Origin of the sequence: Thalassovita autumnalis (assembly GCF_001458255.1) — a bacterium.
Lineage (GTDB): Bacteria > Pseudomonadota > Alphaproteobacteria > Rhodobacterales > Rhodobacteraceae > Thalassobius > Thalassobius autumnalis.
The window spans coordinates 18,844-32,783 of sequence record NZ_CYSB01000029.1 but is presented as its reverse complement, the minus strand read 5'-3'; the positions used below and the strand labels follow the sequence as shown (position 1 = coordinate 32,783).

The 13,940-nt window shown below is 61.2% G+C and carries 14 protein-coding genes and 1 tRNA gene; 10 read left to right on the top strand and 5 right to left on the bottom strand.

The features are described 5' to 3' along the window. Window positions 1-128 precede the first annotated feature (128 nt). The 3 genes from TL5118_RS10490 (at window position 129) to TL5118_RS10480 (ending at window position 5,804) form a co-directional block, all read left to right on the top strand. Entirely contained in the window at window positions 129-1,922 is a 1,794-nt protein-coding gene (locus tag TL5118_RS10490) for an ABC transporter transmembrane domain-containing protein (protein ID WP_058244966.1), read from the top strand. 487 nt (window positions 1,923-2,409) lie between these two features. Continuing rightward, a complete protein-coding gene (locus TL5118_RS10485) occupies window positions 2,410-4,293 on the top strand; it encodes an acyl-CoA synthetase (protein WP_058245168.1) in 1,884 nt (627 codons plus the stop codon). 143 nt (window positions 4,294-4,436) lie between these two features. Next, entirely contained in the window at window positions 4,437-5,804 is a 1,368-nt protein-coding gene (locus TL5118_RS10480; protein WP_058244965.1) for an ABC1 kinase family protein, read from the top strand. Here the strand turns inward: TL5118_RS10480 and TL5118_RS10475 are convergent. The 4 genes from TL5118_RS10475 to TL5118_RS10460 form a co-directional block, all read right to left on the bottom strand. Continuing rightward, a complete protein-coding gene (locus TL5118_RS10475; RefSeq protein ID WP_058244964.1) occupies window positions 5,755-5,985 on the bottom strand; it encodes a hypothetical protein in 231 nt (76 codons plus the stop codon). The genes TL5118_RS10480 and TL5118_RS10475 overlap by 50 nt on opposite strands. A gap of 142 nt (window positions 5,986-6,127) precedes the next feature. After that, on the bottom strand, window positions 6,128-6,568 hold the full coding sequence (locus TL5118_RS10470) for an acyl-CoA thioesterase (RefSeq protein ID WP_058244963.1): 441 nt from the start codon (window positions 6,566-6,568) through the stop codon (window positions 6,128-6,130). Window positions 6,569-6,578: 10 nt separating this feature from the next. Continuing rightward, window positions 6,579-7,739, bottom strand: coding sequence for an iron-containing alcohol dehydrogenase (locus TL5118_RS10465; RefSeq protein WP_058244962.1), 1,161 nt, complete (start codon window positions 7,737-7,739; stop codon window positions 6,579-6,581). A gap of 132 nt (window positions 7,740-7,871) precedes the next feature. After that, window positions 7,872-7,946 (bottom strand) — tRNA-Thr (locus TL5118_RS10460). A 327-nt stretch (window positions 7,947-8,273) separates the two neighbouring features. Here TL5118_RS10460 and murA point away from each other — a divergent pair. Both murA and TL5118_RS10445 read left to right on the top strand, forming a co-directional pair. Further along, entirely contained in the window at window positions 8,274-9,539 is a 1,266-nt protein-coding gene (gene murA, locus TL5118_RS10450) for a UDP-N-acetylglucosamine 1-carboxyvinyltransferase (RefSeq protein ID WP_058244960.1), read from the top strand. Next, window positions 9,539-10,012, top strand: coding sequence for a DUF2948 family protein (locus tag TL5118_RS10445; protein WP_058244959.1), 474 nt, complete (start codon window positions 9,539-9,541; stop codon window positions 10,010-10,012). Before murA ends, TL5118_RS10445 begins: the two co-directional genes overlap by 1 nt. A gap of 201 nt (window positions 10,013-10,213) precedes the next feature. Here TL5118_RS10445 and TL5118_RS10440 read toward each other — a convergent pair whose 3' ends face one another. Continuing rightward, window positions 10,214-10,450, bottom strand: coding sequence for a hypothetical protein (locus TL5118_RS10440; protein WP_058244958.1), 237 nt, complete (start codon window positions 10,448-10,450; stop codon window positions 10,214-10,216). Between the two features lie 177 nt (window positions 10,451-10,627). Between TL5118_RS10440 and hisD the strand changes: the two genes are divergently transcribed. Genes hisD through TL5118_RS10415 form a run of 5 tightly spaced genes read left to right on the top strand, consistent with a single transcriptional unit; the run spans window position 10,628 to window position 13,918 of the window. After that, on the top strand, window positions 10,628-11,929 hold the full coding sequence (gene hisD / locus TL5118_RS10435) for a histidinol dehydrogenase (protein ID WP_058244957.1): 1,302 nt from the start codon (window positions 10,628-10,630) through the stop codon (window positions 11,927-11,929). Window positions 11,930-11,939: 10 nt separating this feature from the next. Continuing rightward, window positions 11,940-12,419, top strand: coding sequence for a UPF0262 family protein (locus TL5118_RS10430; protein WP_058244956.1), 480 nt, complete (start codon window positions 11,940-11,942; stop codon window positions 12,417-12,419). Beyond that, window positions 12,416-12,886, top strand: coding sequence for an arsenate-mycothiol transferase ArsC (locus tag TL5118_RS10425; RefSeq protein WP_058244955.1), 471 nt, complete (start codon window positions 12,416-12,418; stop codon window positions 12,884-12,886). Before TL5118_RS10430 ends, TL5118_RS10425 begins: the two co-directional genes overlap by 4 nt. 43 nt (window positions 12,887-12,929) lie before the next feature. Beyond that, entirely contained in the window at window positions 12,930-13,325 is a 396-nt protein-coding gene (locus TL5118_RS10420) for a ketosteroid isomerase-related protein (protein WP_058244954.1), read from the top strand. After that, the gene (locus TL5118_RS10415) at window positions 13,322-13,918 is read left to right on the top strand and encodes a GNAT family N-acetyltransferase (protein ID WP_058244953.1); all 597 of its coding nucleotides are present in this window, start codon (window positions 13,322-13,324) and stop codon (window positions 13,916-13,918) included. The genes TL5118_RS10420 and TL5118_RS10415 overlap by 4 nt, the downstream gene beginning before the upstream one ends. Window positions 13,919-13,940 lie beyond the last annotated feature (22 nt).

The window sequence follows — 13,940 nt, the reverse complement described above, 5'->3', positions numbered from 1 at the left end:
CGACTTGTCTGCCGCGTCGATTTACCGTCACGGAGGCGATACACCGCACCCATCACGGGGCGCGCCACGCTTGCCGGGGCGCGTGTCCTCGCATAAACCCGCTGCGCAAAGCGAAGGAAGGACAGTGCATGGCCCGTGCCCCGATCTCATCGGATGAGGACCGCGAAAAATCCAAACAGGTTGGCGCCCTGCGCGAGCTTTGGCCTTTTCTGAGGCCATACCGCGGGCTGGCTGCCCTGGCGGGCTTGGCGCTGGTTCTGACGGCCAGTGTGTCCTTGATGCTGCCCTTGGCCGTGCGCCGGGTGGTCGATAATTTCAACGCCGAAGATGGCGGTATTCTGGACCTCTACTTCACCGCGGCCATGGCGATTGCTGGCTTGTTGGCGGTGGGCACCGGTCTGCGTTACATGCTGGTGACCCGGCTGGGGGAACGGGTGGTGGCCGATATTCGCAAGGCGGTATTCGACCGAGTTGTCGGCATGTCCCCGGCGTTCTTTGAAAACATAATGACCGGTGAAGTGCTGAGCCGGATCACCACCGACACCACGCTGATCCTGTCTGTGATCGGCTCGTCAATCTCAATCGCGCTGCGCAATGTGCTGATCTTCCTTGGCGGGCTGGTGCTGATGCTGTTCACCTCGGCCAAGCTGACGGGGTTGGTCCTGTTGATCGTGCCGATGGTGGTGGTGCCTATTCTGGTGCTGGGCCGCAAGCTGCGGGTGCTGAGCCGGGAAAACCAGGATTGGATCGCCGCCAGTTCCGGTAGCGCGTCAGAGGCATTGCAAAGCGTTCAGACCGTGCAGGCCTTCACCAATGAGATGGCCGTGCGCCGTGACTTCTCGGATGTGACCGAGGCGAGCTTTGGTTCGGCCAAGCGGCGGATCACAACGCGGGCGCTGATGACGGTGATCGTGATCTTCCTTGTCTTCTCGGGCGTGGTTGGCGTGTTGTGGATCGGTGCAAATGACGTGCGCAGCGGCACGATGAGCGCCGGCGCCTTGGTGCAGTTCGTGATCTATTCGGTGATGGTTGCAGGCTCCGTCGGGGCCTTGTCAGAGATCTGGGGCGAGCTGCAGCGGGCCGCCGGGGCGACCGAGCGACTGGTCGAGTTGCTGAACGCGGAAGACAGCGTCGCCGATCCCGAAGCCCCCAAGGCCGTGCCTGCTGAGGTCACTGGTCAGATCCAGTTTGAAAACGTCAGCTTCCGCTATCCGACCCGGCCTGATGTGTCGGCGCTGGATCAGGTGGATCTGCAAATCCAGCCCGGTGAAACGGTGGCCTTTGTCGGCCCCTCTGGCGCGGGCAAAACCACCATCATTCAGACCATTCTGCGGTTCTATGACCCGCAGGAGGGACGGATCCTGCTGGATGGTGTGGATCTGAAAGATATGGCGCGTGATGCCTTCCGCAAACACCTGGCGCTGGTGCCGCAGGATCCGGTGATCTTTGCCTCAAGCGCGATGGAAAACATCCGGTTTGGCCGGCCTGAGGCCAGCGATGCCGAGGTTGAGGCCGCCGCCAAAGCCGCCGCTGCGCATGATTTCATCATGAAACTGCCGGATGGCTACGCCAGCGAAGTGGGCGAACGCGGTGTCATGCTGTCAGGCGGCCAGAAACAGCGGATTGCCATTGCGCGGGCCATTCTGCGCGATGCCCCGGTACTGCTGCTGGATGAGGCCACATCTGCGCTTGATGCGGCCAGCGAACGCGCGGTGCAGGGCGCTGTGGATGAACTGTCCAAGACCCGCACAACCCTGATCGTGGCGCACCGTCTGGCCACCGTGAAAAAGGCCGACCGGATTGTGGTGATGGACGAAGGCCGCATTGTGGCGCAGGGTACCCATGATCAGCTGGTTGCCGAAGGTGGGCTCTATGCCCAGCTGGCCAAGCTGCAGTTCACCGAAGGCTTTGAAGCGGCCTGAGCGGAACTGAATATGCTGAGTTAGGACACCGGTCGGGCAAACCCCGGCCGGTTTTCTTTTGCGGTCAGCCTGCGCGCAATGTGATGCAGACGCAAGATTCTTCCCCGTGAACCGGTGCCAGAGATGGGTGCATAAGCGGCGCACCCACCACGGGACGGAAGAGGAGGGCCGGGACACTCGCATCGGTCTTCCTCTTCCACTCCTGCAGGTGCGCGCCGGTGACAGGCCACGCGGATCCCCAACGTGGGGGGCTGCACCCGGGACTGATCCCGTAGAAAGCCTTGTTTAGGCGGCATGACCTTTGGGAAACTTCCCGCCCCGCGTGTGATTGCCCCGGTCGAACTTCTCTTTGACGTTGCGCCCCTGTCCGAATGAAACCTTGTATCAGCACAATTTCCCTTCCACATTGTTGCGAGGGACAAAACCGCTTCGTTAAATACTGGCCCATCTGGGGTCCGAAACGGGAGATACTTTGGGAGGAATGCTGATGGCCTTTGCCTCGGTAGAAGATACAATTGCCTTGGAAAACGAAATGCCATGGGAGGACCGCGATGTTCCGGTCACTTTCTATGAGCTGCTGACACGCACCAAGGATCGCCATGGCAACGGCAAAGCCACCACGTTTCAGCTGCTAAGCGGCCCCAAGGACAAGGCGGAAACGCTGACTTGGAACGATCTGCACGCGCGCACCTGTCAGGTGGCCAACATGTTCCGGGATCTAGGGATCGGGGAAAAGGATGTGGTGGCCTGCATCCTGCCCAACTGTACCGAAACACTGCTGACGATCTTTGGTGGCGCCATTGCAGGGATCATCAACCCGATCAACCCGCTGCTGGAGCCGGAACAGATCGCCGCTATCCTGCGCGAAACCAAAGCCAAGGTGGTGGTGACGCTGAAGGCCTTCCCGAAAACCGATGTGGCCCAGAAAACCGCGGAGGCCGTGCGCCACGCGCCGGGTGTTGCAACCGTTCTGGAAATCGACCTGAACCGGTACCTGACGCCGCCGAAATCGCTGATCGTGCCGCTGATCCGCCCGAAGAATCCGGGCAACCACCACGCTGATGTGCTGGACTTCAACAAGACGGCCAAGAAATACCCGACCTCGCTGTCCTTTGCCGACAGCACCGAGGATCGCGTTGCGGCCTATTTCCACACCGGCGGCACCACTGGTATGCCCAAGGTGGCGCAGCACCGCTATTCCGGCATGGTCTACAATGGGTGGCTGGGCGCAACGCTCTTGTTCACCAATGATGACAACGTCATCTGCCCGCTGCCGATGTTCCACGTCTTTGCCTGCCACGTCATCATGATGTCGGCCATTTCGGCGGGCACCCATGTGGTCTTCCCCACACCGGCGGGTTATCGCGGTGATGGCGTCTTTGACAACTTCTGGAAGCTGATCGAACGCTGGCAGATCACCTTCATCATTACCGTGCCCACCGCCATTTCGGCGATGATGCAGCGCCCGGTGGATGCGGATATCTCCTCGGTCAAAACTTCATTCTCGGGCTCCGCGCCGCTGCCGCTGGAGCTGTTCAAACGGTTTGAGGAAACCTCTGGCGTGACCATCGTTGAAGGCTACGGCCTGACCGAAGCAACCTGCTTGGTGTCCTGTAACCCGCCCACCGGTGGCAAGAAGGTCGGCTCGGTCGGGATCCGCTTCCCCTATAGCGATGTGCGCATCTTCAAAGAGGTCAACGGTGAACCGGTGGAATGTGGTCCTGACGAGGTGGGTGAGATCTGTGTCTCAAACCCCGGCGTCTATGCGGGCAACACCTACACTGAGGCCGAGAAAAACGCCGAGCTTTATCATCACGGCAAATACCTGCGGACCGGCGATCTGGGCCGTATCGATGAAGAAAACTACATCTGGATCACTGGTCGCGCCAAAGACCTGATCATCCGTGGTGGTCACAACATTGATCCAGCGGAGATCGAAGAGGCGCTGCTGCAGCACCATGATGTGGCCATGGCCGGTGCCATCGGTCAGCCGGATGCGCATTCGGGCGAACTGCCCTGTGCCTATGTGGAGCTGGTTGAGGGCGCATCCGTCACCGGTGAAGAACTGCTAGCGCACGCCAAGGTGCATGTGCACGAACGCGCCGCCATCCCGAAACATGTTGAGGTGCTGGACGAGCTGCCGAAAACCGCTGTTGGCAAGGTATTCAAGCCGGACCTGCGCAAACGTGCCATCACCCGCATCTACAACAAGGCGCTGGATGAGGCCAAGCTGAACGCCAAGGTGATTGAGGTTCTGGACGACAAGAAACGTGGTCTGGTGGCCCGTGTCGAGCGCACCGGCGTTGTCCATGATGATGAGGTTGGCCACGTTCTGGGCGCCTACACCCGCCCGTGGGAATGGGCTGAGTAACCTCTCAGGCCCTGCAGTAAAGCAAGCCGCCCCTCGGGGCGGCTTTTTGCTGTCTGGAACCTGCGTCAGGGCGGCGCAGGGAATTGACGCTGTGGCTTTCGGCGTTAGCTGGCGAAGGGCGTCGCAAGTCTAGGAGCCGCAGAATGTCTGATACCTCCCATCGTCCGCGTCCCGTTGCGGTGCCTGCGGGCCGTTTGCATCGCATGGCGCGTCTTGGCGGGCTGGCAACACAGGTTGCGGGCGCCGTGGCCCTTGGCGGCGCAAAGGCGCTGGCGGGTGGGGCGCGGCCACAGCTGCGCGATCTGGTGCTGACCCCCGGCAATATCGAACGTCTGACGCAGGAGCTGGCGCAGATGCGCGGCGCGGCGATGAAGGTTGGTCAGCTGATTTCGCTGGAGGCTGGGGATCTGCTGCCGGCAGAACTGACCGCGATCCTGTCCCGGCTGCGGTCTGACGCCCATCAGATGCCGCCGCAGCAGTTGAAGCAGGTGCTGAACGCGGCCTGGGGGCAGGGCTGGCAGCGCCAGTTTGCCCGTTTTGACGTGCGCCCGATTGCGGCGGCCTCGATCGGGCAGGTGCACCGGGCACAGCTGAAGGATGGGCGCGATCTGGCTGTGAAGGTGCAATACCCCGGCGTGGCGCGAAGCATCGAAAGCGATGTGGTCAATGTCGGGGCGCTGTTGCGCGCGGCGCGGGTCTTGCCCAAGGGCTTTGATCTGGCCCCCTATCTGGAGGCTGCGCGCCTGCAACTGCATGAGGAAACCGATTACCTGCGCGAGGGCGCGCAGCTGCAGCGGTTCGCCCGCTATCTGGAGGGGCAGGAGCGGTTCCTGCTGCCGGCGTTTCATGCCGATTGGTCAACTGGGCAGGTCCTGGCGATGTCCCATATAGCGGGTCAGCCGGTGGAGGATCTGCAGGCCGCGCCTCAGCCCACGCAGGATGGCGTGATGCGGGATCTCTTTGCGTTGTTTTTTGATGAGCTCTTCACCCTCGATGACATGCAAAGTGATCCGAATTTCGCCAACTTCCTCTATCAGCCTGAGGAGGATCGGATCGTGTTGCTGGATTTCGGTGCCACCCGCGCCATCGCATCTGATGTGGTGCAGGGGTACCGCGATCTGTTGACGGCAGGCTTGGCCGGGTGTTGGACGGAAATGCAGCAGGCCGCAGCCGCAATGGGCCTGTTGGCGGGGGATATGCGCCCTGACCACCACGCGCGCTTGATCGCAATGATGCAGTTGGTCTTCACGGCATTGCGTGCGCCGGGTCCGTTTGATTTTGCCGATACCCGCCTGTCACAACAGCTGCAGGCCGAAGGGCTGGCCCTGATGGAGGAGGGGATGACCCCACCGCCCGTGGCGATGGATGTGCTCTACGTGCAGCGCAAACTGGGCGGGCTGGCCTTGCTGGCAACGCGCCTTCGCGCGCGTGTTGATCTGCGGGCGCTGCTGGCGTCGCACCTCAGGCCGGCAGGAAATACTTCACCAATCCGTACACATAGAGGCCGCTGAACACGATGTTGATGTATTTCAGCTGAGGTTCCGTGCGCAGCCAGCCGAAATAGGCCCAAAGCAGGCAGAAGGGCAGGCCCAGCACCATGGGCCAGGGATGCCATGCATTGACCAGTGCCAGGGTCGAGGCCAGCCCAAGCGCAAGCGCCAGCCATTTCAACTCTTGCTCAAAACGCGCCATAACGGCCCATCGCAGGATGCCTCGCAGAACGTCTACTGTTGGAATCAGCCTGCGGCATGAAATCTGCCGCTCGGCTGCCCTAGCGGTAACATTGCCTGTGTTTTGCGGTCAAGCGACCTGAATACCAAGGGGGATGGCCCGGTTACGGGCGCATCAGGGCCTGAAACGCGGCGCGACGTTCGCCTTCGATCGGGCTGGGGCGGCGGCTGTCGCGGTTGACATAGACATGCACAAAGGTCCCCTCGGCCGAGGCCTGATCTTCGTCGTTGCGAAACAGCCCCAGCTCATACCGGATCGAGCTGCTGCCCAGATGCGCCACCCGCAGCCCAGCGGTGACCCGATCCGGAAACCCCATCTCAGCGAAATATTTGCAGCCGGTTTCCACCACCAGTCCAAAGGTTTCCGAACTGCGCGGATCCAGCAGGCCACGCTCCATCAGCCAGCCGTTCACCGCAGTGTCAAACAGCGCGTAATGCACCACGTTGTTCATGTGGCCATAGCAGTCATTATCATTCCAGCGGGTTTGCAGCGGGTAGAAATCCACATAATCGGCGCGGCGGGTCGGGGACGTTTTCTCACTCATGCGGCGCCCCTTACCAAGCGGCCCGGTAGATGGCGAGGGCATCTGCCTCGCTCACGCTACGGGGGTTGTTGACCAGCAGGCGCTGCTGCAGCATCGCATCCTCTGCCATCTTGGCCAGGGCGCTTTCGGGTATACCCACATCACGCAACCGGGTCTGCATGCCCAGCGTTTCCGCCAGATTTTCCAAGGCTTCGATAAAGGCCGCGCAGCGGGCCTGGCTGCCCTCTACCTCTGCCAGATGCGGAAAGGCATCTGCCGCGATTTCAGCATATACGGCATGGGCCTCTGGTGCGTTGAACCGCAGCACATGCGGCAACACCAGCGCGTTGGACAGACCATGCGGAATATGGAAGGTGCCGCCGATTGGATAGGCAAGCGCATGCACCGCCGCCACGGGTGAATTGGCAAAGGCCTGACCGGCCAGCATGGAGCCCAGCAACATGGCGCCGCGCGCCGCGGCATTGGCGCCCTCAAACACCGCGGTTTCGATATTGGCCCCCAGCAGCCGCAGCGCTTCGCGCGCCAACAGCTGGGACATAGGATTGTTGTTGGCGGAGGTTGAGGCATAGGCCTCAATCGCGTGCACCATCGCATCCACCCCGGTGGCCGCGGTGATATGGGGCGGCAACCCGCGGGTCAGGTCCGCATCCAGAATAGCAATGTCAGGCAGGATGATGGGGGAGGAGACTCCGCGCTTTTCCTCAACACCGACGGTGATGATGGCCACAGGTGTCACCTCAGACCCGGTGCCGGCCGTGGTTGGCACCAGTACCAAGGGCAATCGGGGCCCTTTGGCCTGGGCCACACCCCAGGCGCTGTCCAGATCCTCGTCCGATCCCAAGAGCAGCGCCGTCAGCTTGGCCACATCCATCGGTGAGCCGCCGCCGAATCCCAGAACGCCTGTGGCGCCGATAGTGCGCCCCACCTCAACCGCCTGTTCCAAAGTCTCGCGGGAGGGGTCAGCCTCCACCCCGTCAAACACCACCACCTCATGACCGGCATCGGTGAGCGAATGCAGCGCCGGATCCAACAGCCCCAGTTTGCGCAGACCAGAATCGGTGATCAGCAACACCGTTTTGCCCAACGTTGCGCCCGCAACCTCAGCCATCCGCGCCGCAGCGCCGGTTTCAAAAACCACAGATTTGGTGGTGTTGAATGCAAACGGTGTCATGGCCTCTCCTCCCTAAACCCCTGATGAGGCTAAGCCGCAGAGCCATAACCCGCAAGCCGGAGGACCACGGTAGGACGCAGGGGCACAAAGACGCTCTAATTGGAGCCACACACAGACTATCTGGGGTGAAGATGGTGCTGCTGGAGAGAATTGAACTCTCGACCTCTCCCTTACCAAGGGAGTGCTCTACCTCTGAGCTACAGCAGCGCCGTTTGCAGTCGTTCCGTCGCCGGTCTCGACTGTGTGGCGGTGTTTAGCCAAACAAGAATCCGGGCGCAAGGGGGTAGTGGACGGTTTTTTCGCCCTCATGTAAGAAACTTTCATGAGCGAGAATTCAAACAGCAAGAAACAGCCTAAAAAACCTGACGCGCGCGAGGACCGATTGAAGGCCGCGCTGAAGGCCAATATGGCTCGTCGGAAGTCACAGGCAAGGGCACGCTCCTCTTCGGTTGAGGTGGAGGGCGCAGAACCACAGGCGCGGTTCAGTGGTCAGGCCCATCGGGGCGCAAGAAAAACGGATAAAGGGCAGGATTGATGGATTCCATTATTGTAACGGGCAACGGCCCGCTGAACGGCACGATTCCCATTGCTGGGGCAAAAAACGCCTGTCTGACGCTGATGCCGGCGACGCTGCTGAGTGATGAGCCGCTGACGCTGACCAATGCGCCGCGTCTTTCAGACATTAAAACCATGTCGGAACTGTTGCGCTCGCTGGGGGCGGAAGTGACCTCGATGCAGGATGGGCAGGTGTTGGCGATGTCGAGCCACACCATTGCAACCACCAAGGCAGACTATGAAATCGTGCGTAAAATGCGTGCGTCGAACCTTGTTCTGGGGCCTTTGCTGGCGCGCGAACATGAGGCGGTAGTGTCGCTGCCTGGGGGCTGTGCCATTGGCGCGCGTCCGATGGATATTCACATCACCGCGCTGGAAGCGCTGGGTGCTGAGATTGAGCTGAAAGACGGCTACCTGCATGCCAAAGCCCCCGGTGGCCTGAAGGGCGCGACGCATGAGCTGCGATTCGCCTCGGTTGGGGCGACGGAAAACGTGGTAATGGCAGCGACGCTGGCGAAAGGCACCACCGTGCTGAAAAACGCAGCCCGCGAGCCTGAGATCGTGGATCTGGTGCATTGCCTGCGCAAAATGGGTGCACAGATTGAGGGCGAGGGTACATCGACCATCACCATTCAGGGTGTGGACCGACTGCATGGCGCCACCCATCCGGTGGTCACCGACCGAATCGAATTGGGCACCTATATGCTGGCCCCAGCGATCTGCGGCGGTGAGGTGGAGCTGCTGGGCGGGCGAATCGATCTGCTGGAAGCTTTCTGTGAAAAGCTGGACGCGGCTGGCATTTCGGTTGAGGAAACCGAAAAGGGCCTGAAGGTGGCGCGCAAGAACGGCCGTGTGAAGGCGGTCGATGTGGTGACCGAACCTTTCCCCGGCTTCCCCACTGACCTGCAGGCGCAGATGATGGCGCTGATGTGTACCGCTGAGGGCACCGCGGTTCTGGAAGAGAAGATCTTTGAAAACCGCTTTATGCATGCGCCGGAACTGATGCGCATGGGGGCCTCGATCGAAGTGCAGGGCGGCACCGCCACCGTGCACGGGGTGGAACGCCTGAAAGGGGCGCCAGTGATGGCGACCGATCTGCGCGCCTCGATCTCGCTGATTCTGGCGGGTCTGGCGGCAGAGGGTGAAACCATCGTCAATCGCGTCTATCATCTGGATCGCGGCTATGAACGGGTCGAAGAGAAACTGGGTGCCTTGGGGGCCAAGATTGAGCGGGTGAAAAGCTGATGGAGGATGATGCGCGTTTCGAAGACGGACAGGAAAAGCCACTGAACCTGGGTGCCTTTGATGGCGAAGATCTGAAGGTCTTGTCGGCCTTGGTGCAGGATGCGGTGTTCCCCGTCAGCGAAATGCGCTGGCAGGCGTCCGAGCGGCGCTTTGCCCTGCTGCTCAACCGGTTTCGCTGGGAAGATGAGGGCCTGAAGCGTCACGGCGCGGAGCGGGTGCAATCCGTTCTGGTGATTGACAATGTGCAAGGCGTGTCCTCGCAAGGGATTGATCGCAAAGACAAAGATATCATTCTGTCGCTCCTGTCGATTGACTGGCAGCCGGGCGAAGACGCTGATGGCGCGTTGGAGCTGGTGCTGGCCGGCGATGGGGCGATCCGGCTGACGGTTGAGGCGCTGGAGGTGTCGCTGCGGGATGTGACCCGGCCCTACCGGGCGCCCTCGGGCAAGGCGCCGGAACATGATCTGAGTTGATCGGGAAGGGCGCTGCGGCGCCCTTTTTGTTGCGCTGGTCCAGCGGGCGCATCAGCCAGCGCCGCGGTCGACCCTCCCCATGGGAGGGCGGTTTTGCAATGTCTTGCGACAAAGCGGTGTTTTGTAAGGATGTGGTGGCCTACTATCGTTCTGGCCTTGTATGCGTCCACCCAGGGTCTGGCCCGGCACGGGTTGACGCCCTCAATGCAGGCTCAGCAACACCTCAATGTCACGACGGCTGAGGCGCATCAGCAATTGGCGGTCCTCAAGGCTCAGCCGGCCTGCCTTGCCAATTAGCCCTTCGATTTGCGCCGCCACCTCACTGGTGGAACGGTAATAAAGCTCGGGGTCTGAGCGGCTGAGTTCCTCCACCAGACGGGTCAGCAGGCGCTTTTGGCGCTCAACGTCCAGATCTTTGCGTTTTTCCTGTAGGGTCATGGCTCGGCTCCTCTCCTGGCTGATAGCTAGGGTTTTGTGACCTGCTGCCAAGGGGCGCGCTGCCGTAGGATGCCGCGCTGTGACCACATGACGCGAAGGTTCCTGCCCCGTGCGGCGACCAGCGCTTGAGGCCCGCCGCACACCCTTGTATGTCAATTTGCAAGAGCCGGAGGGACCATGCCTGTATTTCTGAACACCCAAGCCGCAGATTTTGATGCAGACTTCACCGCGTTGCTGAGCGCCAAACGCGAAGACAGCCCCGATGTTGATGAGGTTGTTGCCGGCATTATCCATGATGTGCGCACCCGTGGCGATGCCGCGGTTATTGAGCTGACGGCCAAGTTTGACCGGCTGGAGCTGACCCCGGATACCCTGCGCTTCTCGGAGGGTGAGATCGCAGCGCTGGTCGCGCAGGTCTCAGACGCGGAGCGTGCGGCGCTGGAACTCGCGGCGGAGCGGATCCGGGCCTATCACGCCAAACAGCTGCCCGAAGATATGCTGTGGGAAGAAGAGACCGGCGCGCAGCTGGGCTGGCGGTGGACGCCGGTTTCTGCGGCGGGGCTTTATGTGCCCGGCGGTCTGGCCTCCTATCCGTCTTCGGTCCTGATGAATGCAATCCCGGCCAAGGTTGCCGGTGTGGAACGGCTGGCTATTGTGGTGCCCACCCCGGATGGTGTGGCCAATCCGCTGGTTCTGCTGGCGGCGCAGCTGGCAGGTGTGGATGAGATTTACCGCATCGGTGGCGCGCAGGCGGTGGCGGCATTGGCCTATGGCACGGAAAGCATTCCGCCGGTGGATAAGATCACCGGCCCGGGCAACGCCTTTGTGGCGGCTGCCAAACGCCGGGTCTTTGGCAAGGTGGGCATCGACATGATCGCCGGCCCGTCTGAGATTCTGGTGATCGCCGATCAACATGCCAATCCGGATTGGATCGCGCTGGATCTGCTGAGCCAGGCCGAACATGACGAAAGCGCTCAGTCGATCCTGATCACCGACAGCCAGGCGATGGCCGATGCTGTGGTGGCCGCGGTGGAAAAACACCTGGAAACGCTGGAACGCCGCGCCATCGCGGGCGCCTCTTGGCAGGACTACGGCGCCGTGGTGCTGGTTGAGGACCTGGATCAGGCGGCGGCGCTCTCAAACCGCGTGGCCCCCGAACATCTGGAGCTGTGTGTGGAGGATCCAGACGCATTGGCGGCGAAGATCACCCATGCCGGTGCGATTTTCCTGGGCGGTTGGACGCCGGAAGCCATTGGTGACTATATCGGTGGCCCGAACCACGTTCTGCCCACCGCCCGCTCTGCCCGTTTTTCCAGCGGCCTCAGCGTGATGGACTTTGTCAAACGCACCACTTTGGCAAAAATGACGCCTGCAGCGCTGCAAGCTATTGGACCTGCGGCGGAAACGCTGGCAATCTCGGAAAGTCTGGAGGCGCACGGCCTGTCTGTTCGCGCCCGCCTTGACGCATTGAATGAGTAAGGAAGAGCCCATGTCCCGGATCAGCCATATTGCGCTGGATGATCGCAACCTGCCGCCGCCCACGCCGGAGATTGAGCAGGAGCGGAAGGTGGCGATGTTTGACCTCTTGGAGGACAACAGCTTTGCCTTACCGGCGCGTGCGGACCGTGAGGTGCCGGTCGGCCCTTATCATCTGGATCTGTCGATCAAGGACAAACGGCTGGTCTTTGATATCAACACCGAGGATGCGCAGAAGGCGGCGGAATTCCATTTGTCGCTGTCGCCCTTTCGTCAGGTGGTCAAGGATTACTGGGCCATCTGCGAAAGCTACTTTGACGCGGTGAAAAACATGCCGCCCAGCCAGATCGAGACCATCGATATGGCCCGTCGCGGCATCCACAATGAGGGCGCGCGTATCCTGCAGGAACGGCTGGAGGGCAAGGCCGAGATCGATCTGGACACTGCGCGCCGTCTGTTCACCCTCATCTGCGTCCTGCATTTCGGAGGATGAGCGCATTGGTTGAGACGCTTCCCCAGTCTGTTCTCTTCTGCTGCGACCATAATTCGGTGCGCTCCCCCATGGCGGAGGGCATCATGAAAAAATTCTATGGCACCGGCACTTACGTGCAGTCAGCCGGTGTCAGGGGCGATTTGGATATTGACGGTTTTGCCATTGCGGTCTGCGATGAACTGGGGGTCGAACTGGCGCGCCATCAGTCGCGCGGCTTTGAGGAGCTGCATGAATATGGTGATCATCTGTCCTCCTTCGATCTGATTGTGGCCCTGACCCCAACCAGCAAGGCCCAGGCCGAGGAGCTGACCCGGGTGTTCCATCTGGATGTGGAATACTGGCCGATCGACGATCCGGCGGGTCTGGGCGAGAACCGCGATCAGAAGCTGGATGCCTACCGCCATAGTCGCGATCAGATCGTGAACCGTCTGATTGCCCGCTGGGGACCACCGCGCGACGGCGTATGATCGCGGCAAGTATCCCAGCAGATCAATATGGAAAGACCAAGATATGAGTGACACGATTCGCGCCTATTTCGCCGCCTTCAACGCCGGGGATATTGACGGCATGCTGGACTGCCTGGCCGAAGATGTGGCCCATCATGTGAATGAGGGGCAGGTGAGGCAGGGCAAAGCGGCCTTTGGCGAATTTTGTGCCCATATGTCACGTTGCTACCGCGAAGAATTGACGGATCTGGTGATCTTTGAGGCCGCGGCAGGCACCCGCGCTGCGGCGGAATACACGGTGAACGGCACCTACCTGGAAACCGATGCCGGCCTGCCCAAAGCCAAGGGCCAGACCTACCGTTTACCGGCTGGATCGTTCTTCAGCCTTGAAAATGGTAAGATCACCCGGGTGGTCACCTATTACAATCTGGCCGATTGGATCAAACAGGTCGCTGCATGAGCCGCGCCGCGATCCGGGTCGATGTCCTGACCGGTGCGGCGTTGGAGGCCGCGCTTGACGATGTGGCACGGTTGCGGATCGAGGTGTTTCGCGACTGGCCGTATCTGTATGACGGCAGTTTGGAATATGAGCGCAGCTATCTGCAAAGCTACCGCGATTCGGCAGATGCCATTTTGGTTGGCGCATTTGACGGTGATCGTTTAATCGGCGCGGCGACAGGCACCCCGATGGAAGATCACGCGGATGACTTCGCGGCGGCGTTCACGGGCGACGGTGCCGATCTGGCCGATATCTTTTACTGCGCGGAATCGGTTTTGTTGCCCGATTATCGCGGTCTGGGCATTGGCCATCAGTTCTTTGATCTGAGGGAGGCACACGCGCGCCGGCTGGGCCGCCGGATCAGCAGCTTCTGCGCGGTGATCCGGCCTGACGATCATCCGATGCGCCCAGAAGGGGCCCGTGATCTGGCCCCGTTCTGGCGTCGCCGCGGTTATGCCCCGATGCCCGGGGCCGTGGTGCATTTTGACTGGACCGATCTGGGTGAGTCCCGCCAAACACGAAAACCCTTGCAGGTCTGGGTGAAAAGCCTGTGAATGCCTGCGCCGGGTCCGCCCC